Genomic DNA, 24401 nt, shown 5'->3' with positions numbered 1-24401 from the left:
GCAGCAAAAACTTTGAATAGGATTTAATGGAGAGAGCAAAATGAATGAACAATTACTACTCAATAAAATGCAAAAATCAAAATCAGAAGATCAAGAAAAAGTTTTAGCTTTGATGAATGATGAAAACTATAATCAACATTATGTTCCTCGCTCAATTCTTAAAAATTTTAAGAGAGAGGGTTCACCTTTATTTTGTTTGAGGAAAGATAAGAATGGGCATATTAAGGGTACAAGTATTAAGCGCCTGTGTGCCCAAAAAGGTTTCTATTCTTTTACTGTTGTATCAGATAAAGATAAAAATATAAGTCGAAAACTTAATTATGACCAAAAGGCTTTTACTAAACTTGATGATAAAATAGCTCCAATAATCAAGAATTTACTGGATAGCCACAGTGTTGATGTCTTGACTAATGATGATAAAAAAAGCCTTGCAAAGTATGTTGTATATCAATTGTTTAGGACACCTGCTGCTAGACAAACCGCTACATCCATGTCTTCAGATGAAAGCGAAGGAAAGCAAATTCAAGGCTTGAATTTATTGGACACAGACTTTATGAACAATCTATCTAATATCATTTACAATCTTAGATTAAAACTGATAGAAGCTAATGAAGGTGTAAATTTTATTATCTCGGATGCTCCTGTATTATGCTCTCCAACAGCAGAAGGAATTTATTTTCCTATCAGCCCAGAGTATTGCTTATGTTATCAAAAGGAAGATACTGATACACTAGATGCTATATGTATTAATCAACTAGAGTTTTCAGTCTCATGTACATTTAATATTGCTCAAAGCGAATCTACATTAATAGACATTAGGGAAAATAAGCATAAAGAGCATATAGAGAATTTCTGCAAAGAAGCTCCCCTTTCTTACTGGAAGTGTATATTAAGCAAGAATTATGATTATTTAACTACTAAAGAATTTGAGGATAATATATATGACGAATTTAAAGACTGGCTATACTGGTTAAATTGGTTAAATTGAACAGCCAAACTTCTGTTATCCCTATGATTATCACTTTGGGGATTTGAACGAAGTTACGTTCTTTGAACCTATGAAAAATCCAGGTTTTCCTTTAAGTGACAATTATAGGGATGGTGCGTGCGCTTAGGCTTACGCACCCTACAGTGATAGTTAAACCGTAGGGTGTGTAAGCGCAGCGCACGCACCAGGTTCCTAAATCGCAACCGCCAATTCCGCGACCGACGCTTCAGGACTATCTTTTTCCGAAGGAGGAACAACCTGCCAGAACTTCGGTAAATACTCCGACCAGTTCGCCAGAATTGTTTTAGCCTTCTCGCTTCCCGTGCGTTCCGCGTGCTGTTCAATCAACTCTTTTAACTGCTGTTCACCCATCGGCGTACTCACCCGTTGAATCTTGACAATTTCCGGGTTCACCATTTCAGGAAACTCCCCATCTTCATCGAGGAAATAGCCTAAGCCGCCCGTTTGTCCAGCACCCACATTCCGGCCGACTTTACCGAGTACCACAACCACACCGCCTGTCATATATTCACAACAGTGGTCGCCAGCACCTTCAATTACAGCCTTACCCAAGGAGTTCCGCACCGCAAACCGTTCTCCGGCTTTTCCGTAGGCGTATAACGTTCCACCTGTCGCCCCATATAAACAGGTATTCCCGATAATCACATTCTCAGAGGGGTTATAAGTGACAGCCACCGGAGGTTTAATAATAATCTCTCCCCCGTGCATTCCCTTCCCGACATAATCATTGGCTTCCCCGGTTAAAGTTAACTTCATTCCGGGTAAATTGAACGCTCCAAAACTTTGACCCGCCGAACCTGTGAAATTAAGGTTAATTTGTCCTGCAAAGCCTTTATCGCCATACAGCGAGGCAATTTTACCTGCAATGCGGGTTCCTACTGTCCGGTCAGTATTCACCAAGCGCACGGTTTTTGTCACCGTCCCTTGATTTTGAATGGCGGTGGCAATTTCCACATCTTCTAATAACACATCATCCAAAACCGGGCCGTTACTATGGATTGGTTCATGGTTTAACCAGTTGCGATCGCTGCTGACGGGAGGTTGAGTTAATACCTCTAAATTCAGGTGTTGAGTTTTGGCAACATTGACGTTATCCCGACGTTTCAACAAGTCAGACCGTCCGACTAAATCCACTAATTTGCGATATCCCAACGCCGCTAAAATATGGCGCACTTCCTCAGCAATAAAATAGAAGAAGTTAACGACATGACCCGGAGTTCCTGGGAACCGTTCTCGCAGACGTTCCTGTTGAGATGTCACCCCCACCGGACATTTATTCGTATGGCAAATACGGGCCATTACACAGCCTTCCGCTATCATCGCAATGGTTCCAAAGCCGAACTCTTCAGCCCCCATTAACGCTCCCATCACCACATCCCATCCGGTTTTGAAACCGCCATCAACGCGCAAACGTACCCGGTCGCGGAGTTTATTTCCCATTAACACCCGATGGACTTCTGTTAACCCTAATTCCCAAGGGCCCCCCGCGTGTTTAATAGAAGACAAGGGAGACGCACCCGTCCCGCCATCGTGACCGGAAATTTGAATATAATCTGCGTTCGCTTTAGCAACCCCGGCTGCAATGGTTCCAATTCCGACTTCTGCGACTAATTTTACTGAAACCGTCGCTTTCGGGTTAATTTGGTGCAAATCAAAGATTAATTGGGCTAAGTCTTCAATGGAATAAATATCATGGTGAGGCGGAGGGGAAATTAATGTCACTCCGGGTTTAGAGCGCCGCAACATGGCAATATAAGGGCTGACTTTTTGACCGGGTAATTGTCCCCCTTCTCCGGGTTTTGCCCCTTGAGCAATTTTAATCTCAATGGACTGGGCACTCATTAAATATTCTGGTGTCACCCCAAACCGTCCCGATGCGACTTGCTTAATGGCAGAACTGGCGCTGTCTCCATTTTGCAATCCTTTTAAATAAGGACGACTCAAGGAAATTCCATTTTCATCGACATCATTAAAAATCTTAAAGCGGGCGGGGTCTTCTCCACCTTCCCCAGAGTTAGATTTACCCCCTAAGCGGTTCATGGCGATGGCTAACACTTCATGGGCTTCTGGAGATAAAGCCCCCAAGGACATCCCCCCGGTACAGAAGCGTTTAACAATGTCTTCAACGGGTTCAACCTCATCTAAAGGAATTGAATTGCGATCGCTATTAAAGTCTAACAAATCCCGTAACGCCGTCACCGGGCGGTTTTCCATGAATTGACGATAGATTTCATATAAATCAAATCCATCTCCCTCTGTAGAACGAATGGCTTTATGGAGCAATTTCGTCATTTCAGGGTTATTTAAGTGATATTCACCCCGCTTCATGGCATTGACAAACCCAAAGTTTTCTAATTTTTTGGCTTCTAGGGGGAAGGCTTTGGCGTGGAATTGATACACCTCTTGGCTTAACTCAGAAATCGTTAACCCACCCACACGCGACACCGTACCTCGGAACCCAACGTCTAGTAAATCTTCTCCAATACCGATGGCTTCAAAGATTTGTGCCCCTTGATAGGACGACAGCAGCGAGATTCCCATTTTGGATAGGATTTTGAGCAGTCCATCTTCTACCGCCTTACGATAGTTTTTCTGAGCTTGTTCGATGGTGATGGCAGGAATTTTCCCACTTTCCATATTGCTCTGAATTAGGGGAGTAGACCACCAATGGCGTACCGTTTCCCAAGCCATATAAGGACAAATCGCCGATGCCCCATAACCCACTAAACAGGCGAAATGATGGGTATTCCAGCATTGGGCTGTTTCTACCACAATAGAAGCGTTTAAGCGTTTTCCAGTTTTAATTAAATAGTGGTGAACCGCCCCCACCGCTAATAACGGCGGAATATAGGTTTGTTCGGCGGTTAATCCTTTATCGGACAGAATAATGATCTCTTTCCCTTGATCAACGGCTTCTGCGGCTTTTTCACACAGTCGAGTTAAGGCGATCGCACAACCATTTGGCCCACCTTCTAACCCATATAATGTTGAGAGGGTGATTGTGGGAAAATCCGACTGATGCAAAGCTTCTAATTCCGCCTCATTCAGCAGGGGAGAGTCAATTTTAAACAGTCGAGCATCTTCAGGTTTTGCGTCTAACAAATTCCCCCGTTTCCCCAACCGCATACACAACGACATGACAATCCGTTCCCGTAAGGGGTCAATAGGCGGGTTTGTTACCTGAGCAAATCGTTGCTTAAAGTAGTCATATAACAAATGCGATTTATCAGATAGCACCGCCAAGGGAATGTCATCTCCCATACAAAAGGTTGCTTCCTTCCCGGTACTCGCCATATCCGCAATTTGGATATCTAAATCTTCCGCGCCATAACCAAAAGCCGTTTGCTGTTGGAGGAGGTCGTTAGGTTCTAATTGTTTTTCCGCAGCAAAGGGTTGGGGTTCGAGGTCGTGACGATATTGTTGTAACCAGTCTCGATAGGGGTGTTCATGGGCGACCCGTTGTTTAATCTCCCAATTTTTGAGAACTTCATGGGTACTTAAATCTACCGCTATCATTTGTCCTGGCCCTAAACGGCCTTTTTCTTGAATCTCCTCTTCTGGGATATCCACTACCCCCGCTTCCGAGGCGACCATAATCACCCCATCTTTGGTAATACAATAGCGCGCCGGACGTAACCCATTACGGTCTAAACAGGCGCCAATTTGTTTCCCATCACTAAACACTAATAATGCAGGGCCATCCCAAGGTTCTTGAATGCCGCTATAATATTCGTAGAAATCGGTAATTTCGGGCAAATCTTTCAGGTTCGGCTGGTTTTTATACGCTTCGGGAACCATAATCATCAGCGCTTCCAACGGACAGCGCCCGGTTCTCACCAGCAACTCCATGACATTATCTAAATTAGCCGAATCACTATTTTTAGCATCGACAAAGGGAATTAAAGTTTTTAAGCGCTCGCCCCAAACCGGATGAGAAAGAACTCCTTCTCTAGCCCGCATCCAGTTAATATTTCCCAACAGGGTATTAATTTCGCCATTATGCCCTAACAGTCGCATCGGTTGAGCTAAGGGCCAGCGCGGCATCGTATTCGTACTGAAGCGTCGATGGTAAACGGCGAAATTGCTCTTATAAGCTGGGTTAATTAAATCTAAATAAAATTCTCCTAAGATTGCTGAACGCACCATCCCTTTATAGACAATGGTACGGCAAGACAGAGAACAAATATAAATATTCTCACCCCAAACTAACCCCTGAGCTTCTAAGGCGACTCCAGAGGAACGACGGGCTAAAAACAATTGTCGATCTAAATCATCCCCAGTATAACCCTTACCCGAATAAACAATAATTTGTTCAATGCGGGGTTGATTTTCTCTGGCTTGTTCTCCCAAAACTTCCGATTTTACAGGAACTTCTCGCCAACCGACTACGACTAATTCTTCTTGTTGGAGGTCAGTTTCAATAATGGAACGGGCTTTAGCTGCTAAATCACTATCTTGGGGTAAAAACACCATCCCCACCCCAAATTTACATTCCGGCTCTTGCAGAATATCAATATTTCGTTCTGTAAACCAAGGCGCTAACAATTCCCAAGGAATAGCGGTCATCATTCCCGCACCATCCCCGGAGTCTTGGTCTGCACTACAGCCCCCCCGATGTTCTAAACAAGTTAAGGCTGGTAACGCTTTTTGAATTATAGAATGACTTGCACCCCCAGATGGGTTGGCAATAAAACCCACCCCGCAAGCATCTCTTTCTTCAACTAACCAGCGTTGACCCCCATAGGGGTAGCCCATATTCCCTGACATAAGTTTTTGTTGATTCTGTTGTTGGTTGTAATTGACTCTCGTGTTATCTAAGATCTCGGTTTGAAGGTACTATAGTTACACCGTCAGGTTAACGGTGGGATGAAAAACCGAGCAATATAACCAGCGTAGCACGACATAGAAAAAGTTGACACAAAACAGAAAACTTACGCTAGGATAAGATTTAGGTCGATTCAGGTAGTATAAATGTTAGTTTTAGAATTTAAAGTTAGAGCCGCATTGCAACAACGCAAGGCAATAGATGAAGCCATTCGTACATCCCAATTCATCCAAAACAAATGTTTAAGATATTGGATGGATAACAAAGGAGTCAATAAGTACGATCTGAACAAATATTGTCGTGTATTAGCTCATGACTTTAAATTCGCTAACGAGCTAAACTCTCAAGCGAGACAATCTAGCGCCGAGAGAGCATGGTCAGCTATCGCTCGATTCTACGACAATTGTAAACGGAAAGTTCCCGGCAAAAAAGGTTTCCCTAAATTCAAGAAAAATTGCCGTTCGGTTGAATACAAAACAACCGGATGGCAATTGAATTTAGAAACCCGTAAAGCCATTACCTTTACTGACAAGAAAGGGATTGGACGGTTACGGTTAGTAGGAAGCTATGATCTGCATTTCTATCAACCCGAACAAATTAAACGGGTGAGATTAGTTAGACGTGCAGATGGTTACTATTGTCAATTTCTGATTTCAATTAACGTTCAAATCAAGACTGAACCGACTAACAAAACAATCGGTTTAGATGTAGGGTTATCTGCTTTTTACACTGATGACCAAGGTAATAAAGTAGATCACCCCAAATTCTTAAGAAAAGGAGAGAAGAAAATTAAGCGGTTACAGAGACAACTTTCCCGTAAACAGAAAGGGTCTAATAACCGCAAAAAAGCCAGACAGCGATTATCTAAGGCTCATCTAAAAATCAGTCGGCAACGAAAAGAGTTTAGCAAGCGTGTTGCATACTCCGTCATCCAATCTAACGATTTGGTCGCCTACGTTGGCGTAGCCTGCGCGAAGCGCATAGATTTAAAGATTAAGAACTTAGTCAAAAATCATTGTCTAGCTAAATCAATTAGTGATGCAGCTTGGTATCAATTCCGAATTTGGTTGGAATATTTTGGTAGAAAATATGGCAAGATAACGATTGCTGTTCCTCCTCAATATACCTCTCAGAATTGTTCAAGCTGTGGAAAAACTGTGAAAAAATCCCTATCAACAAGAACCCATTTTTGTGGTTGTGGATGTCAGTTAGAGCGGGATGAAAACGCGGCAAAAAACATTTTAAGAATGGGATTAAGTACCGCAGGACATACGGGAACTTTCGGTTTAGAGCCGATAAACGCTTTGGGAGAATTGACCTCTACTTTAACGGGAGCAATCCTGTTAGGGCAAGTCGATTCGTTGAACAAAGAATCTCACCTTACATCGCGAAGCGATGTAAGGTGAGAGTGTCAACCATGTCTTGATTTTATCGAGTTTAGGTAAACGCAGCACCGAAGCACAAACGAAGTGAAGCATCTATTGCTAACCTCGAAGATAGTCAGAGATTCTGAGCGTAGCGAAGACTGACAATAGGTTTTTCGTTTGTATTTTTGTCAAAATATGCTTAATTTTAATCTAAATCAACCTCAAAAAAATCTAATTTTATTGTTAAGTATAATCGGGTTTAGTGCCTTCCCCATTAACACTATAGCTGTACCCAAAACAAACGATGCTTCACAATCTGGGAATATTATTGAACTGAATAACCATTTAATTAATATTCCTTGGAGAATTGAATCGACTAACAGAAACTCAATGAATTCTGTACAAATTAGTGATATTGGATTAATGCAGAATATGGGGATTCATCTACTCGATACTAATAATAGTTTTCAACAACCGATTCAATGGTTTTCTGATTCTGTCATTTTATCAACTCAATATATTCGTCCCTATCGCTATTTAGATTTATCAAATCTTCCTCAAACTTCTCAATGGAAAATTCAACTGGATGGAACAGCTTTAAAAATTACAACCCCACCCTCTACTATCCAATCTATCAGTTTTGAACCTTTATCTTTAGAAACAGAATCATCTCCAAAACTCTCTAACTTTATACCTCAAAAAATTATTATTGAACTCGATAAACCGACATTCTGGCAACAGCCTATTCCAGATATTCAAAAGCGATCGCCTTCTCCTTCTCCTCAACCTTCACCGCCTACTCTAACCGATGATCCCACGATTCAAAATCAACCTAAACCTGCTCAAACTGCTCCCCCAACTTTACAAGATTGGAGTTTAATTTTAGAGGCTAAGGCTAATCCTCAACTCTTATATAATAACACTTCTAATATAAAATTACAATCCCAAAATTCCCAAACTCGTCTGCAATTTAGTGTTCCTCCAGGTTGGCGACCTGTTGTAACAAGCTTAGACTCTCCCTATCGTTTAATTATAGAACCTAAACCCGATTTTTTACAGTCTAAAAATATTCTATGGCAACCGGGGATTAGGTGGAGACAGGAGTATATTGAAATCCCTAAAACAGAGAGTTCTTTAGGCTCTTTACTCAATCGAATTTTCAAGACTCCAGAATCATCAGTTGAGCGATTTCCGGTGTATTGGTTAGAAGTTGACTTAAATCAACCCAACACCAGTTTAATTCCTATTTTAAGTAATACTAATTCTCGGCAAGGCACTTCACCCTTATTAGCTATAGCTCAAAAAGCAGACGTTTTAGCAGCCATTAACGGAGGATTTTTTAATCGCAATAATCAATACCCTTTAGGTGCGATTCGGTTCAATAATAACTGGTTATCAAGTCCGATATTAAATCGAGGTGCTATGGCTTGGGGACAAGATAAACCGATCATTATGAATCGTTTAATCTTAAGAGAAACTATAACAACAGATTCGGGTCAAACTTTACCCCTACAATATCTCAATAGCGGTTATGTAGAAGCTGGAATTTCTCGTTATACTTCCGATTGGGGAAACAGTTATACTCCGATTAACAATCAAGAAAAAATTATTGTTGTTGAAAATAACCAAATTACTCGTCATATTGATTCCCCCAAATCGGGATCACCTGCTATTCCTATTCCAGTTCAGGGTTATTTATTAGTTGTCCGAAGTCGTCCTGATTTATTAAATCTATTACCCATCGGAACTAATTTACAATTACAAAGTCAAACTGACCCCTCAGACTTTCAACATTATCCTAATATTTTAGGTGCAGGGCCGTTATTAATTCAAAATCGTCAAATTGTTTTAGATGCAGCCTTAGAACGATTTAATCCTGCCTTTCAACAGCAAAAAGCCATCCGCAGCGCAATTGCAATTACCGCTAATAATACTTTACTTATACTAGCCGTTCATAACCGTCCCACTGGTTCTGGCCCTAGTTTATCCGAACTTGCTCAAATTCTTCAAAAATTAGAAGCTGTTACCGCTTTAAATTTAGACGGAGGAAGTTCTACCAGTCTCTATTTAGGAGGATACTATTTAGACCGTCCTTTCCCAACCGCCGCACCTGTTCATAATGGTTTAGGAATTGTCATTAATCATCAATAGTCAGCTAACAGTCAACAGTCAACAGCCAACCTTTAACCATCAACTTTTGCGAAGTTTCTGTAAAGATTTGACCAGAGCTAGATTAAAGGCGATTATGATAGTGACAGCAGCCAGGGTGCATTTGCTATGGTGGTTGTGATGGGTATTCTTGAGGACGTTGAGATTCATCCAAGTGTTCACCCATACCACCCTAGGTTTGAACCGCAATCGAACTTCCGTCAAATCGTTGATAAGGAAACAGAATCATGGTAGCAGTCAAGGAAAGTGTTGAAAATTCTAAACCCTCCATCGAGAATATCCCGACTGTATGTAATGCCACAACAGAATTGAGACCTTGGGGTTCATTTACGACACTCGAAGAAGGGCCAGGATATAAAATTAAGCGCATTGAAGTCAAACCCGGTCATCGGCTGAGTTTACAAATGCACCATCATCGTAGTGAACACTGGATTGTTGTGGCAGGAACTGCTAGGGTTGTTTGTGGGGATTGTGAAGAAATTTTATTCTCCAACCAGTCCACTTATGTTCCTCAATGTATGTCTCACCGCTTGGAAAACCCCGGTGTTATTCCCCTTGTCTTAATCGAAGTCCAGAACGGGGAATACTTGGGAGAGGATGATATTATCCGATTCCAAGATGACTATTCTCGTACACCTGCGTAGAGATGACCAGAACGCTATCTCCCTGATAATCTAAAAATGGGTTAACGTTTTTGTAAGCAGGTGTTCCATGATTTCTCTCAGTCCAGCAGCAACTCGTGAGGTTCTGCGCCTTAAGTCCAAGCAAAATCATCCTCATGTCCTCTTTCGTCTTGGAGTTCAAAAGGGAGGCTGCTGCGACTGGTCTTATACAATGGGATTTGATCACCAACGCCAGTCGAGTGATGTCGTTTATCAATTCCCTGAGATTGAAATTGTGATTGCCTCGGAAAATTTAAAGTACCTAGAAAACTTAACCATTGACTATTCTGAAGATTTAATGGGGGGTGGGTTTCGCTTCCAAAACCCCAACGCCTCCCAAAGCTGTAGTTGTAGCTATTCTTTTGTTCCTCAAACCTAGACAGTCAACTCTTTATTCTTTTCATTCCCCATTCGTAATTCGTAATTCGTAATTCGTAATTCCCTGTTCCCTGTTCCCTACAACAGAAAGTTTGCCAAAAGTGACTGGATAGGTTATTATGATCTTTTGGGTGTCAACATCTGACCCTAACTTTTGAAAGAAAGTCCCATCCCCAGATCGGGGAGGGATATTTCAGTGGAGATACCTCAAAACTTCAAATTGCCGAATTAATTCAGTATGTCGTAACTCATGCCCACTATCCAGCAACTAATTCGTTCTGCACGGGAACAGACTCAGAAGAAAACAAAATCGCCCGCCCTCAAGAGTTGCCCTCAACGGCGGGGAGTCTGCACACGGGTTTATACAACCACCCCTAAAAAACCTAATTCCGCGCTGCGTAAGGTGGCAAGGGTGCGGCTAACCTCTGGCTATGAAGTGACAGCATATATTCCGGGTATTGGTCACAACTTGCAAGAACACTCCGTAGTAATGATTCGAGGCGGTCGGGTGAAAGATTTGCCTGGAGTTCGATATCACATTATTCGGGGAACATTAGACACGGCGGGAGTCAAAGATCGTCGTCAGGGACGCTCGAAGTATGGTGCCAAGCGTCCTAAATAAGAGCTTTGAGTCATGGTCAAGTTGAAGCAAGCTAGGTGTTGTTAGCTCAAGACTAACAGCATCTAGCCTGTGATGACTTGTACTCATCACGCTCGAATCTAAAATCATCTATTGTGTTGAGGAAGATACAATATGTCTCGTCGCCGAGTTGTACAAAAGCGTCCGATTCCCGCCGATCCGGTTTATAACAGTCGCTTAGTTAGCATGATGGTACGTCGCATCATGAAACATGGAAAAAAATCCATTGCTTACCGGATCATTTATCAGGCGCTAAAAACAATCGAAGAAAGAACGGGTTCAGAACCTTTAGAGGTGTTTGAAAAAGCCGTTCGCAATGCTACCCCCCTCGTGGAAGTCAAAGCACGACGGGTTGGCGGTGCAACCTATCAAGTTCCGATGGAAGTGCGCTCAGAACGGGGAACAGCTTTAGCTTTACGTTGGTTAATTCAATATGCTAGAGCCAGAACCGGACGTTCCATGGCGGTACGATTAGCCAATGAACTGATGGATGCTGCCAACGAAACCGGAAGTGCAGTTCGCAAACGGGAAGAAACCCACCGGATGGCAGAAGCTAACAAAGCCTTTGCTCATTATCGGTATTAAAAATTGGGGATAGCAGTGATATCCGTAAACGTATAAAATCTTAATAAAGGTTTAAAAAGGAGGTAGCTGTGGCACGTACCGTCCCGCTTGAGAGAGTACGGAATATTGGTATTGCAGCCCATATCGATGCGGGCAAGACAACCACAACAGAGCGGATTTTATTTTACTCTGGCGTGGTTCATAAAATGGGCGAAGTCCATGAAGGAACCGCAGTAACCGACTGGATGGCTCAAGAGCGGGAGCGTGGAATTACCATCACGGCTGCCGCGATTACTACCAGTTGGAAAGATCATAAGATCAATATCATTGACACTCCCGGTCACGTAGACTTCACCATTGAAGTCGAACGCTCCATGCGGGTGTTAGACGGTGTGATTGCAGTCTTTTGTTCCGTTGGCGGTGTTCAGCCCCAATCTGAAACCGTTTGGAGACAAGCCGATCGCTATAAAGTCCCTCGGATTGTCTTTGTGAACAAAATGGATCGCACGGGCGCGAATTTTTTCAAAGTTTATGAACAAATCCGCGATCGATTAAGAGCGAATGCAGTTCCCATCCAAGTCCCCATTGGAAGTGAAGACAACCTCCAAGGCTTAGTGGATTTGGTGGAGATGAAAGCTTATATCTACACCAACGATAAAGGAACGGATATCCAAGTCACGGATGATATTCCTGAAGAAGTCAAAGCAGTTGCTGAAGAATACCGCGTGAAACTGGTGGAATCAGTTGCTGAGACCGACGATCACCTGATGGAGAAGTATCTCGAAGGGGAAGAACTGACGAACGAAGAAATTCGGACGCAGTTACGCAAAGGAACGATTGATGGGACAATTGTTCCCTTACTTTGTGGTTCAGCCTTCAAAAACAAAGGGGTACAACAACTGTTAGATGCGGTGGTTGACTATCTCCCGGCTCCGGCGGAAGTTCCTCCGATTCAGGGAACCTTACCCGATGGTGAAATTGCCGTCCGTTATGCCGATGATAATGCTCCGCTATCGGCACTGGCCTTTAAGATCATGGCTGATCCCTATGGCCGTTTGACCTTTGTGCGGGTCTATTCCGGTGTTCTGCAAAAGGGGAGTTATGTTTTAAACTCCTCAAAAAATAAGAAAGAACGGATTTCTCGCTTGATCGTTCTCAAAGCTGATGATCGGATTGAAGTCGATGAACTTCGGGCTGGAGACTTAGGAGCGGCATTGGGTTTGAAAGATACCCTCACCGGTGATACCCTCTGTGATGACGCGAACCCAATTATTTTGGAATCTCTGTTTATTCCTGAACCTGTTATTTCTGTTGCGGTGGAACCCAAAACGAAACAGGACATGGAAAAACTTTCCAAAGCTCTCCAGTCTTTGTCAGAGGAAGACCCCACCTTCCGGGTTTCCGTTGATTCTGAGACGAACCAAACCGTGATTGCTGGGATGGGTGAACTCCACTTAGAAATTCTGGTAGACCGGATGCTGCGGGAGTTCAAAGTAGAGGCGAATGTTGGTGCTCCTCAAGTTGCTTATCGGGAAACCATCCGCAAACCGGTGAATCGAGCCGAAGGCAAATTCATCCGTCAAAGTGGCGGTAAAGGTCAATACGGTCACGTTGTGATTAATCTCGAACCGGGTGAACCGGGTAGCGGATTTGAATTTGTTTCCAAAATTGTTGGGGGAACTGTACCCAAAGAGTACATCAACCCGGCTGAACAAGGGATTAAAGAAGCTTGTGAAACGGGTGTGGTTGCCGGTTATCCCTTAATTGATGTGAAAGCCACTCTGGTGGATGGATCTTACCACGATGTAGACTCCTCAGAAATGGCATTCAAGATCGCTGGCTCCATGGCACTTAAAGAAGCGGTGAGTAAAGCTTCACCCGTGCTGTTAGAGCCGATGATGAAAGTTGAGGTAGAAGTCCCAGAAGACTTTATTGGTAACGTCATTGGAGACCTCAACTCTCGCCGAGGCCAAATTGAGGGCCAAGATACGGCTCAGGGTATTGCCAAAGTGACCGCTAAGGTTCCCTTAGCTGAGATGTTTGGTTATGCAACTGACATCCGTTCTAAAACCCAAGGTCGTGGCATTTTCACAATGGAGTTCAGCCACTATGAGGAAGTTCCTCGTAGCGTTGCTGATGCTATTGTTGCCAAGAGCAAAGGAAACTAAATAGGCACTCGCGGATTGTCAGGTTTGAGGTTGTCGGTTCCCGGTTAACCACTCAAAGCCAACAACCCACCCCTGACGTCTGACCCCTTTCCTCAATTATTTTTCTTGAAAACTTTCAATTTGTAATTCAAAATGGCACGCGCAAAATTTGAACGGACAAAACCCCACGTTAACATCGGTACCATTGGCCACGTTGACCACGGTAAAACCACTTTAACGGCTGCAATTACCATGACTTTGGCAGCCCTGGGTCAAGCCCAAGCTAAAAAATACGACGAAATTGATGCCGCACCCGAAGAGAAAGCACGGGGGATTACCATCAATACCGCTCACGTTGAGTATGAAACCAAAGATCGTCACTATGCTCACGTGGACTGTCCGGGACACGCCGACTATGTGAAAAACATGATCACGGGTGCCGCCCAGATGGACGGTGCAATTTTAGTGGTGTCTGCGGCGGATGGCCCTATGCCCCAAACCCGTGAACACATCCTCTTAGCCAAACAGGTTGGGGTTCCCAATATTGTTGTGTTCCTGAACAAGGAAGACATGGTGGATGATGAGGAACTGTTAGAACTGGTAGAACTGGAAGTACGGGAACTGTTAACTTCCTACCAATTCGACGGTGACAATATCCCCATTGTGGCTGGATCTGCGAAAGAAGCTTTAGATGCCATGGTTGCTAATCCTAAACTACCTCAAGGTGGGAACCCGTGGGTAGATAAAATCTACAAACTCATGGAAGAAGTGGATGCCTATATCCCCACTCCTGAGCGGGATATTGACAAACCTTTCTTGATGGCGGTTGAAGACGTGTTCTCCATTACTGGACGGGGTACAGTAGCAACGGGCCGGATTGAACGGGGTAAAGTCAAGGTGGGCGATAACGTTGAATTGGTCGGAATTAAACCAACCCGTGCTACCATCGTGACCGGGATAGAAATGTTCAAGAAAAGTCTTGAGGAAGGGATGGCTGGAGACAACGCCGGACTTCTGTTACGGGGTATCCAAAAAACCGATATTGAACGGGGTATGGTGATTGCTAAACCCGGTTCCATTACTCCTCATACTCAGTTTGAAGCAGAAGTTTATGTTTTAAAGGCAGAAGAAGGCGGTCGTAAAACTCCTTTCTTCCCCGGTTATCGTCCCCAGTTCTATGTACGGACAACGGATGTTACTGGAACCATTCAAACATTTACCTCAGATGAAGGTAAGGATGCTGAAATGGTCATGCCGGGAGACCGGATTAAAATGACGGTGGAACTGATTAACCCCATTGCGATTGAACAAGGGATGCGGTTTGCCATTCGTGAAGGTGGCCGGACTGTGGGTGCGGGCGTTGTGTCCAAAATCCTGAAGTAGACACCAGAATTAAACAGTCTGGTTGATGGAAAGGTGGCAGAAAAGGAGAAAGGTTTGATTCCCTTTTCTCCGCCTTCTATCTTAGAAAAACGAAAATTTATCAAACCCTTCATCCTGAACCTAGAAAACTCAACATCAAAATGGCTACTATTCAACAGCAAAAAATTCGGATTCGTCTCAAAGCGTTTGATCGCCGTTTACTCGATACTTCCTGCGAGAAAATTGTAGATACGGCTAATCGTACCAGCGCCACTGCTATTGGGCCGATTCCTTTACCCACAAAACGCCGGATTTATTGTTTATTGCGTTCTCCTCACGTTGATAAAGATTCACGGGAACACTTCGAGACTCGTACCCATCGACGCATTATTGATATTTATCAGCCTTCTTCTAAAACCATTGATGCTTTGATGAAATTAGATTTACCCGCCGGGGTTGATATTGAAGTAAAACTCTAAGCGACAACGTTGTGAACCTACTCAACCTGACCTTTCAATTGGGAGGCGTGAGTAGGTTTTCTCTTTAATTAAATCATAAGTTTTCTGGATAATCGGTAATTCGCTCATTGTTAATATAGGTTAAGCGGCTACAGAAATTGCCTTAACTGTAATGACAATATATTCTTTCATGGTTTCTCCTCTTCTGATGCAGCAAAGGTTAAGTCAGAAACCCGATTTCTCGGAATATTTTTTTAAGCATTTAACACTTGTTCTGCTGTTAAAGATAATTCTGAAAAAGTGGGTGATATAATCCGATCATTTCCTCTAAATTGAGTTTTTTGATACTGACCTTTTTCATCCAGAGAGTAAACAAAGATAGTCGGAATTTTAGGATTTCCTAAGTAAGCCCTGGAAGCGATCGCTAAATAGTCTACAATCCAATATTCAAAAATTCCTAACCGTTGATATTCTTCTAATTTATCTACATAGTCATCTTCCCAATTCGTTGATGTCACTTCTACTGCTAACTGAATTGGCACTTCTAAGGCATTATAATCAGAACGATTAGAACGCCAAATTGTTCGGTCAATCACACTAACATCAGGATTTCTACCCTGTTCTAAGCCGTCTTTTGTTACCGTTTTGATCACCGCATTATTAGTTACAACTAAATTAAGATTAAGTCTTCTAATTTCATCATTAAAACAGAATAAAAGCAAATTGGCTACATCATCATGGTTTCTTGTTGCTCTCACTTCTATAATTTCTCCCTTCACAAATTCATAGATTCCTGTTTCTGGACATTGTTCTAAAAAGTTGTCAAATGTTAGTTTTTGCGCCTGTGCTGTTGTCATAGTTTAATTTCCTAGTAAGTCGGGAACATAAGCAGAATAGTTACTCCCAGCCCATTCAAAAATGATAATATATTCTTTCAAAGTGTGATATAATCTGATCTAAGAATTATAAATTAGGCAACTTTTCGGTTTTTACGCCTACCAAGCTACCTAACTCGGTTTGATTTTTGGATAGAGTCACCTCTATCACCGGAACAGGTCTGGACTCTCCCTAAATTTTCCCGACAAATTCCCATCTGTCAGTTCTGACCGAGGAGAGCGCACGCAGGCGGGGAGGAGACAACACGAAATCCGTAGTTCCTGTTCCGACTGTCCGGCTTCTGTTACGATTGGCACTGCGGCAATTCCTGGGATTGTTGTTCCACGAACCTCCGCGTATCACCCGGAAGTGCCTGTCCCGTCTTTACCTTCTCGATAATTCGAGAGAAGCAAATATCTGTTGACGGAGTTGCCAAGTATCGCCCTGTTGAAGATGAGCAACCCAACTCTGGATTGATTGCGACACTTTTTCGCCCCCAATTTTACCCTGATCATATTCTACCTGCATTTGTCGCAATCGACGTCTAGCTCGACGTAAATTTTCTTTACGGACTCGAATTCTATCGGGTAAAATGCGAAATCCTAAAAAATTTGCTCCGATTTTTGTTTCAAATAATTGGCTTTTAATGGGATGAATTTTGACTCTCAATGTGGCTAAATATTCCTCGACTGCTATTCTTGCATCTGCTAGAAATTCGGGGTTATCTGAAAATAAGGCAAAATCATCGACATAGCGGATATATTGAGTGACTTTGAGTTTTTCTTTGACAAAATGATCAAACCCATTCAGGTAAATATTAGCAAAAAATTGACTGGTTAAATTTCCGATGGGAAGACCTCGCCGTCGTTGTAAGGGTTCTAATAAACTATCCCCTAGAAAATATTCTACCATAGGTTCTTGTTCATTGCTATTATCAATAATTTTATCAATTAACCACAGGGTGTCAGAACATTTGATTTTTTTGCGAATTAAGGATTTTAAAATAATATGGTCAATACTGGGAAAATATTTGCGGATATCACATTGGAGAACATAATGGCTAGACCGAGCAAATTTTGTAAATCGACGCAGGGCACGATGGGTTCCAAAACCGACGCGATTTGCATAGGAATCAGCAATATAGGTACGTTCAAAAATCGGTAGAATAATATTACATAAAGCATGATGTACCACTCGATCTCGATAGGGTGCGGCGGAAATCATTCGAGATTTGGGTTCTTTAATTTCAAAGGTTCGATAATGACCTGGACAGTAGGCTTTAGACTCTAATTCTGTTTTTAACTTAAAAAGTTCTGGCTCTAAATTATAGTTAAAGGCTAAAACATTTTCTCGAAATCGCTTGCCTTTTTGGGCTTGACGTGCTGCTGCTAATAAATTGCTAAAATCAATAATTTCTGACCAGAGATTTCCGTAGCGTTTCATGGTTTTTCTAGTTTTTTTCGTTGTTGTTTAATCCATGCTCCTAATTCCGTGCCAATTTCGTTAATTAATTTTCCGATATATTCATAGCGTTCAGTTTTAATTAACTCGAAATCTAATAATAGTCTGGTTTGATGGCGCAGAATGTCTAGTTTGCCATTCAATAATTCTAATTGGTTTAGTTTATTTGTGGCATAACGGGCTAAAATTAATCCTTCCAGAAAATCATAGAGTCCGGTAATGATTCTATCTCCTAATGTGAATTTATGATCTCGCGGTAGGCGGTTTAATATGGGTACATACCATTTAATTAAATCATAGGTTTTCTGAATAATCGGTAATTCACTCATACTCATAAACTTTCTCTGTTTCTCAATCAAATAATAAATTGATTAATTCTTCATGAAGCAATCACCTCCTCCTGAACAATATGCAGTCGGATGATTTTAGGACGTAATGCTGGCTCAGGAAAATGACAGTGAACTGCATCTTTAATTTCTTGCTTTAAGCTTTCTAAGTCATCGGCTTGGGTAATAATTGATTCCCCTAATGCCTGAGCAATATAACCTTGCTCAATATCTGGTTCTACTAAGAAAATGATTTCCGTCATGGTTCAAATAACCTCTAAGTGCTATAATTTGTGTTGGTAATCTTTGAGATAACATCTTCTAAGAATATGACTGAGTTACTAGAACGTGCGATCGCTCAATTGAAAGTTTTATCCCCCAGTGAACAAGATGCGATCGCCACTCTAATTTTACAGGAAGTTGAAGCCCAAATGCGATGGGATAGTGCATTTGCTCAATCACCCGATGCTATGGCTAAATTAGCAGCAAATGCTATGGCTGAATACCATTCTGGACAAACCCAAGAGTTAGATCCAGAAACACTGTGAAGTCACGAACAACTCTCTTTTTTCGCAAAGCATTTGCCACTCTGCCAAAGCAAGTCCAAAACCAGGCTCGTGAAGCCTATCGACAATTCAAACGAGACCCCAATTATCCAAGCCTTCGTTTCAAAAAGGTACATCCAGAATTACCCATTTATTCGGCTAGAATTAACAAGGATTATCGAGCCGTTGGACAGTTAGAAGGAGATATCATTATTTGGTTTTGGATTGGTTCGCACACAGATTATGAGAGATTACTGTCTCAATTGTAATTTCTCCAATTGCTGATAGGTGCTCAGAAATCGGATTTCTTCCGTTATCTTTTTATGATTCAGCAAAGGTTAAGTCAGAAACCCGATTTCTCGACTCGTTAAGCAGCAACAGAAATTGTCTTAACCGTTAGAGAAGGTTCGGGAATGGGTTGACTATCTTCCCGCAGAGTGTCAATATACAATTCAATCGCTTCTTTAATATTATTTTCTGTTTCTTCTAAAGTCTTTCCTGTAGAAATACAACCGGGTAAATCAGGAACATAAGCAGAATAGTTACTCCCAGCCCATTCAAAAATTGCAACATATTCTTTCATGATTGCTCCTCTAATTGGGGGACTCAGAAACCGGGTTTCTTCTGCTATCTTTCTATTATGCAGCAAAGATTAAGGCAGAAACCCGGTTTCTCGATACAACTGTGGGGGCTCAGAAACCGGGTTTCTTCAACGAGATTTCTGTTATACAGCAAAGATTAAGGCAGAAACCCGGTTTCTAACAAAACCTGCCCCCTGAAAAAAAATTTTGATCGCGCTGACGCGCGAAAAGGGAAGAAGGGAAAAGAAGAAAGAAGGGTAAAGGGCTAAAGGGCTAAAGGACAAAGGGCTAAAGAGTCCACGCAGGCGGGGAGGAGACAACACGAAATCCGTAGTACCTGACCCGACCGTCCGGCCCGTCCCAGTTACGATCGGCACTGCGGCAATCCCTGGGACCGTCGGACCACGAACCTCCGCGCATCACCCGGTATTGAGTATTTCCGCCCGACTCCCAAACACTGCCATCATCTGGCGCACCAGTATAATTTTCATGCCAAGGGTCAGCACACCATTCCCAAACGTTACCGTGCATATCGTATAAACCAAAGGCATTTGGAGGAAAACTACCGACATCGGTGGTTTGATTACGATTACATTCATAATTAGCTAAATCGGCTGTAATGGTTTCGCCAAAATGGAAAGGACTTGTAGTTTGAGCGCGACAGGCATATTCCCATTCCGCTTCACTGGGTAAACGATAGGTTTTACCTGTTTTTTGGGAAAGTCGCTGACAAAATTCTTGTGCTTCGTGCCAAGTTACATTCTCAACGGGTCGGTTTGCGCCTTTAAAATCAGAGGGGTCGCGCTTTAAGTCTATTTTTATTTTAGGTAATGCAAGTACGGCTTCCCATTGAGCTTGAGTAATGGGATATTTTGCCATAGAAAATGCCGCAATATTAACGGGATGTTGGGGATATTCATCGCTACTCGCATTTGCTTCATTTTGAGCCGCACCCATCATAAAAGTTCCCCCAGGAATGGATACCATTTCTAAACTGATATTATTGCCTAAATCTTGTTTAAAAAATTCAGCCCGACGGCGTTCTCGGTGGGTTTCCTTTCCTTGGGAGTTAACGGTAATGACATCAAACTCAAATTCCTTTTGGCGACGGCGTTTTTCGGCTTCTTCCTGACGTTTTTTATCCCCTTCCTGACGGCGTTTTTCATCCCAAACTCCTTGAGCAACATCTCGGTTATGGGCAACTCCGGGTAAATTAGGATTGAGGGCGAGACAGGAGTTATAATCTGCGATCGCTTTTTCATATTGCCCTAATTTATAATAAGCATTACCCCGATTATTGTAAGCTCCGACATAATTGGGATTCAGTCGCAAGGTTTGGTGATAATCCTCAATAGCGGCTTGATATTCCCCTAATTTACTATAAGCTAATCCGCGATTATAATTAGCATCAGGAGAATTGGGTTCAAGTAACAAGACTTGGGTAAAATCATCAATAGCGGTCGTATATTCTCCCTGTTGACAATGGTTTTGTCCCCGTTGATAACAGGCTTCGATAATATTAACGCGGTGAGTTTCTCCCAAGGATTCTAACAAATTATTGATTTTTTCAATATAGTCTAAATCCTTAGCCGTTACGACAGAATTAACGCTATCCCATAACTCAGATTCTCCAGAAACCCGGTTTCTTAACCTCAACCAATATTCAACAGAATTAATTAATTGGGTTTTAGCCCAAGATTTATTCGGTAAATTGACTAAACCCTGTGCTAATTCTAGGATTAATTCAGGGAGACGGTGAGAACTTTCTGCTTCTAGGATTTTGTAGATTTGTTCATAGCCAGAAATGACCATCCCTATTACTGAATCTGCAACTTCTCCTTCGGGGATATTCTGAGTTAAATCTGGGAGTAATTGCGGTAATAAGGGCGTGAAATCATGGAGAAATAAATGATGAGTGTCAGCTATCCAACCTGCAACTAGACAATGACAGGTGATTAAAAACTGGTACAAATCTTCAAAATGTTTGCTATTAATTTTATAGTGAATTTCTAACTCATCATCGTCTATTCCTTCCTCTCGTAAACTTTGTTCTTCTTCCCAAATTTTCAGATTAATCTCATTATCCCCGCCCCGTTTATCAATATCAGCTTGGGTTTTTCCAAGTGCGATGAGTTTGTCTTTTGTAACTTTCCATTTCCGGGCGCGAGTTTTAGCAGAATCATATAAAATATCCCGATAGGACAGTTGAGAAATAATCGTTTGATAGGAATAGTTATCTTGTCCTATTGTCCAATAGGCGACTCGGAAATTGAGATAATCTCCATCAAATTCAGACTCTAATATTAATGTCGGTTCTGATTTTAGCATCCCGAATAAAGCTTTAATACTGGCTTCACTATGAAAACGTTTACTTTCCCAAGCACCTGCTAAAAATTCTATCGGTCTTCCCTGTTGAGAATACTGATCAAAAAAATCGCGCATTTTTTGATTTATAGTTAATTCAATATCAGGGAAATTTTGCGGCGTGGTGGCAAACTTTTCAAACTGAACTTTAGGCGGCGCAATAAAAACTCGCAGGGGAATTAAACTATTATTGTAGGATTCTAAAATTTGTGCGGGAGGTAAAGTTAATGGCCAATTCGCAAAAATTTTCTGAACTTCTGCTTGGTTATGAGCAGCTTTTATCGCCGTTTCTCGTTGATATTCAGCTACTATTAATTGAGTTTCTCGACCATAAGTTGCTAATTCTGATTGTAGGCTTTTTTCCTGTTCAAAACGCCAGCGTTGAAACTCAATATTGCTTTTGTGAATGGCTAAATTAACGCTTTGGATATATTCTTGGAGTTCCTTTTGTCGTTGATGATTCAGTTCCGCTTGTTGGGCTTGAAATTCTCGATTTTCTTGATTTTGGATATATTGTAATTTAATCTGTGCTAATTGAATCTCCTGTCGTTTTTCCTCCATTACAGCATTATTCGCAACTTGTACACATTGTAATTTATACTGTGCTAACTGAATTTGTTGTCGTTTTTCCTCCATTGCAGCATTGTTAGCTACAACGATATCCGTATTTCTCTTTTGGCCATCTACTAGGGTTTTTTGAAGCATAAATCGAGATACCACTTCTAAACCCATATTCAACCATTTCCAAGGTTCCATTTTCCCATCTCCGGTTAATAAATTATAAGGTTGATCTCTATAACCAACCCCTGAAATCAATTTCGGGCGTAGGGGCGAGGCGCGCCTCGCCCCTACAGAGTTTTTGTTAAAATTAACCTGGACTAGAGGTATTAAAAACTAACACCGTCGCCGCCCAAATCGGTGTTTTTCCTTCAGCAAAAACTGCCCCATCTAAGGTATAAGCATGACCTTTTGTATCAACCCAACCAATACATTTATCATGGGCATCATAAACTTTCATATCAGCGCCTAAATGCCCCATATAATGGTGGCTCGTGTTATAAAATTTTTGCCCCTCAATATGTCCGGCTTGTCCTCCACTATCCCAATAAACATCACCATCTGCATAAATATGAACGCTATTAGAATCTCCACTTTGTACATAATTAAACGTTTGCATTGCGGAAAAGGTAGACATTTGTTGCGAGTGATCTTCTATTCCCGAATTGTGATAGGATTGATCAGGGGTTGAATAGTCGGTTTGTGCGGGCTGTTGATAAGGATTAAATTGTTCTAAGTCCGCCCCATTGGGATGAAATTCTGGAGTTTGAGGGTGAAAGTCAGAGATAAAAGAGGAGTGTAACCCTTGATAATATTCCCCATTTCCACCTAAGTTAGAGATATCAAAATGAGGATGATGGGGGTCGTGGCCTTGGAAATCAGGTGCAGAAGGAATCTGTTGTTGATGGGGGTCAATGTCTAAAGATTGGATTAAATTATTTAATAGAGAATCCAAGTTGTCTAGGGAGCCATTGCTGAGAGGATTATTCATGGCTATGATCCAAAATATTTAACTTTGTATTATAACGTAGTCATCTATATTTGTGTTCAACTCTCACCTGAAACTCAGAAACCAGGTTTCTCGGTATGTTTAAAAGTTCTCAGAAATTGGATTTTTTCAACAAGATTTCTATTAAGTAGCAAAGTTATTACAGAAACCCGGTTTTTTTCCGGGTCTAGCAGTTTTCCCTCAAGTGAGGCACAATTAAGGATTATGCTTCCTTGTGAGTAGGTCTTAATTTAACGGACAATGGCATCATATTCCTCAATTGCTGTTCGAGAACTTCCTCTGTTTTCTCTACCGGAAGTGGTTTTATTTCCAGGTAGACCCTTACCCCTGCATATTTTTGAGTTTCGTTATCGGATTATGATGAATACCATCCTGAATACGGATCGCCGTTTTGGGGTATTGATGTTTGATCCGAATCAAGGTCAAGTTGCTTCCGTGGGTTGCTGTGCCGAAATTGTCCAATACCAACGTTTACCCGATGATCGAATTAAAATGCTGACGTTAGGACAGCAACGGTTTCGGGTATTAGAAGCTGTTCGGGAAAAGCCTTATCTCGTGGGTTTGGTCGAATGGATTGAAGATGAACCCCCCCAACAGGATTTAAGACCGTTAGCAACGGAAGTAGAGCGTTTGTTGCGCGATGTGGTTCATCTCTCAGGAAAGTTGATGGAACAAAATATTGAACTTCCTGATGATATTCCTGATTTACCGACGGAACTTTCCTATTGGGTTGCGAGTAATCTTTATGGCGTCGCAACGGAACAACAAACCCTATTAGAAATGCAAAATACTGTCGCACGTTTGGAACGGGAAGTGGAGATTTTAACATCAACTCGTAACCATTTAGCGGCACGAACGGCTTTAAAAGATGCGTTGGAATAGGGAAGAATAATTGGTGCGTGCGCTTACGCTTACGCACCCTACGGGTTAATGACTGGGAGGTAATGATAATGGCTCGTTCACTGGGGATTTACCGATACTTTTTTGCTAACATTTGTTAACAAATACATAAGTTAAGATAATTTCTTAACCAAGGCGTATCAACCAATGCACGAAGGAAAATCCCTCGCGCACCATTTAGATCCCTGTCCATCTTTAAT

Annotated in this window: 21 protein-coding genes; 13 read left to right on the top strand and 8 right to left on the bottom strand. The window is 42.0% G+C overall.

Translation table 11 applies throughout. The annotated features are described in order from the left end of the window. The first annotated feature begins 40 nt into the window (after positions 1-40). On the top strand, positions 41-988 hold the full coding sequence (locus H6G57_RS25210) for a DUF4238 domain-containing protein (RefSeq protein WP_190523667.1): 948 nt from the start codon (positions 41-43) through the stop codon (positions 986-988). A gap of 192 nt (positions 989-1180) precedes the next feature. Here H6G57_RS25210 and gltB read toward each other — a convergent pair whose 3' ends face one another. Further along, complete coding sequence (gltB, locus tag H6G57_RS25205; RefSeq protein ID WP_190523665.1) at positions 1181-5776, bottom strand: glutamate synthase large subunit; 4596 nt, start codon at positions 5774-5776, stop codon at positions 1181-1183. Positions 5777-5980: 204 nt separating this feature from the next. Here gltB and H6G57_RS25200 point away from each other — a divergent pair, with 204 nt between their 5' ends. The 9 genes from H6G57_RS25200 (at position 5981) to rpsJ (ending at position 15602) form a co-directional block, all read left to right on the top strand. Next, positions 5981-7240 (top strand): RNA-guided endonuclease TnpB family protein, encoded by a 1260-nt coding sequence (locus tag H6G57_RS25200; RefSeq protein WP_190523663.1) that lies wholly within the window; start codon positions 5981-5983, stop codon positions 7238-7240. A 156-nt stretch (positions 7241-7396) separates the two neighbouring features. Continuing rightward, positions 7397-9352 carry a phosphodiester glycosidase family protein gene (locus tag H6G57_RS25195; protein WP_190523661.1) on the top strand — a complete coding sequence of 652 codons (1956 nt, stop codon included), beginning with the start codon at positions 7397-7399 and terminating at the stop codon, positions 9350-9352. Between the two features lie 245 nt (positions 9353-9597). Then, positions 9598-10014, top strand: coding sequence for a cupin domain-containing protein (locus H6G57_RS25190; protein ID WP_190523659.1), 417 nt, complete (start codon positions 9598-9600; stop codon positions 10012-10014). Positions 10015-10081: 67 nt separating this feature from the next. Beyond that, positions 10082-10411 (top strand): iron-sulfur cluster assembly accessory protein, encoded by a 330-nt coding sequence (locus H6G57_RS25185; protein WP_190523658.1) that lies wholly within the window; start codon positions 10082-10084, stop codon positions 10409-10411. 249 nt (positions 10412-10660) lie between these two features. Next, complete coding sequence (rpsL, locus tag H6G57_RS25180) at positions 10661-11032, top strand: 30S ribosomal protein S12 (RefSeq protein WP_026786431.1); 372 nt, start codon at positions 10661-10663, stop codon at positions 11030-11032. A 132-nt stretch (positions 11033-11164) separates the two neighbouring features. Continuing rightward, positions 11165-11635, top strand: coding sequence for a 30S ribosomal protein S7 (gene rpsG, locus H6G57_RS25175; RefSeq protein ID WP_072721124.1), 471 nt, complete (start codon positions 11165-11167; stop codon positions 11633-11635). Positions 11636-11703: 68 nt separating this feature from the next. Next, the gene (gene fusA / locus H6G57_RS25170; RefSeq protein ID WP_190523656.1) at positions 11704-13782 is read left to right on the top strand and encodes an elongation factor G; all 2079 of its coding nucleotides are present in this window, start codon (positions 11704-11706) and stop codon (positions 13780-13782) included. A 132-nt stretch (positions 13783-13914) separates the two neighbouring features. Further along, the gene (tuf, locus tag H6G57_RS25165; protein WP_190523654.1) at positions 13915-15144 is read left to right on the top strand and encodes an elongation factor Tu; all 1230 of its coding nucleotides are present in this window, start codon (positions 13915-13917) and stop codon (positions 15142-15144) included. A 149-nt stretch (positions 15145-15293) separates the two neighbouring features. Next, positions 15294-15602, top strand: a complete 309-nt coding sequence (gene rpsJ, locus H6G57_RS25160; RefSeq protein ID WP_309236047.1) for a 30S ribosomal protein S10 — start codon at positions 15294-15296, stop codon at positions 15600-15602. A gap of 233 nt (positions 15603-15835) precedes the next feature. On the opposite strand, the gene H6G57_RS25155 is transcribed toward rpsJ, so the two are convergent. The 4 genes from H6G57_RS25155 to H6G57_RS25140 form a co-directional block, all read right to left on the bottom strand. Next, on the bottom strand, positions 15836-16438 hold the full coding sequence (locus tag H6G57_RS25155) for a Uma2 family endonuclease (protein ID WP_190523651.1): 603 nt from the start codon (positions 16436-16438) through the stop codon (positions 15836-15838). A gap of 403 nt (positions 16439-16841) precedes the next feature. Then, positions 16842-17900 carry an RNA-directed DNA polymerase gene (locus H6G57_RS25150; RefSeq protein ID WP_190523649.1) on the bottom strand — a complete coding sequence of 353 codons (1059 nt, stop codon included), beginning with the start codon at positions 17898-17900 and terminating at the stop codon, positions 16842-16844. Next, positions 17897-18253 (bottom strand): diversity-generating retroelement protein Avd, encoded by a 357-nt coding sequence (avd, locus tag H6G57_RS25145; protein ID WP_242049088.1) that lies wholly within the window; start codon positions 18251-18253, stop codon positions 17897-17899. Before avd ends, H6G57_RS25150 begins: the two co-directional genes overlap by 4 nt. Positions 18254-18297: 44 nt before the next feature. Beyond that, a complete protein-coding gene (locus H6G57_RS25140) occupies positions 18298-18507 on the bottom strand; it encodes a 2-oxoisovalerate dehydrogenase E1 subunit beta (RefSeq protein WP_190523647.1) in 210 nt (69 codons plus the stop codon). A 66-nt stretch (positions 18508-18573) separates the two neighbouring features. Between H6G57_RS25140 and H6G57_RS25135 the strand changes: the two genes are divergently transcribed. Together H6G57_RS25135 and H6G57_RS25130 are read left to right on the top strand one after the other, a co-directional pair. Further along, complete coding sequence (locus H6G57_RS25135) at positions 18574-18792, top strand: hypothetical protein (RefSeq protein ID WP_190523645.1); 219 nt, start codon at positions 18574-18576, stop codon at positions 18790-18792. Next, positions 18789-19058 carry a hypothetical protein gene (locus tag H6G57_RS25130; RefSeq protein WP_190523642.1) on the top strand — a complete coding sequence of 90 codons (270 nt, stop codon included), beginning with the start codon at positions 18789-18791 and terminating at the stop codon, positions 19056-19058. Before H6G57_RS25135 ends, H6G57_RS25130 begins: the two co-directional genes overlap by 4 nt. Positions 19059-19156: 98 nt before the next feature. On the opposite strand, the gene H6G57_RS25125 is transcribed toward H6G57_RS25130, so the two are convergent. The 3 genes from H6G57_RS25125 to H6G57_RS25115 form a co-directional block, all read right to left on the bottom strand. Continuing rightward, complete coding sequence (locus H6G57_RS25125) at positions 19157-19372, bottom strand: type II toxin-antitoxin system HicB family antitoxin (protein ID WP_190523640.1); 216 nt, start codon at positions 19370-19372, stop codon at positions 19157-19159. 286 nt (positions 19373-19658) lie between these two features. Continuing rightward, on the bottom strand, positions 19659-22490 hold the full coding sequence (locus H6G57_RS29680; RefSeq protein WP_190523638.1) for an SUMF1/EgtB/PvdO family nonheme iron enzyme: 2832 nt from the start codon (positions 22488-22490) through the stop codon (positions 19659-19661). Between the two features lie 112 nt (positions 22491-22602). Then, positions 22603-23283: a hypothetical protein gene (locus H6G57_RS25115; RefSeq protein ID WP_190523628.1), complete on the bottom strand. Its 681-nt coding sequence runs from the start codon at positions 23281-23283 to the stop codon at positions 22603-22605. A gap of 258 nt (positions 23284-23541) precedes the next feature. On the opposite strand from H6G57_RS25115, the gene H6G57_RS25110 reads away from it, so the two are divergent. Next, positions 23542-24183, top strand: coding sequence for an LON peptidase substrate-binding domain-containing protein (locus tag H6G57_RS25110; RefSeq protein WP_190523626.1), 642 nt, complete (start codon positions 23542-23544; stop codon positions 24181-24183). The last annotated feature ends 218 nt before the right edge of the window (positions 24184-24401 follow it).

Origin of the sequence: Planktothrix sp. FACHB-1365 (genome assembly GCF_014697575.1) — a bacterium.
Lineage (GTDB): Bacteria > Cyanobacteriota > Cyanobacteriia > Cyanobacteriales > Microcoleaceae > Planktothrix.
This window is presented reverse-complemented; position numbering and strand designations above follow the sequence as displayed.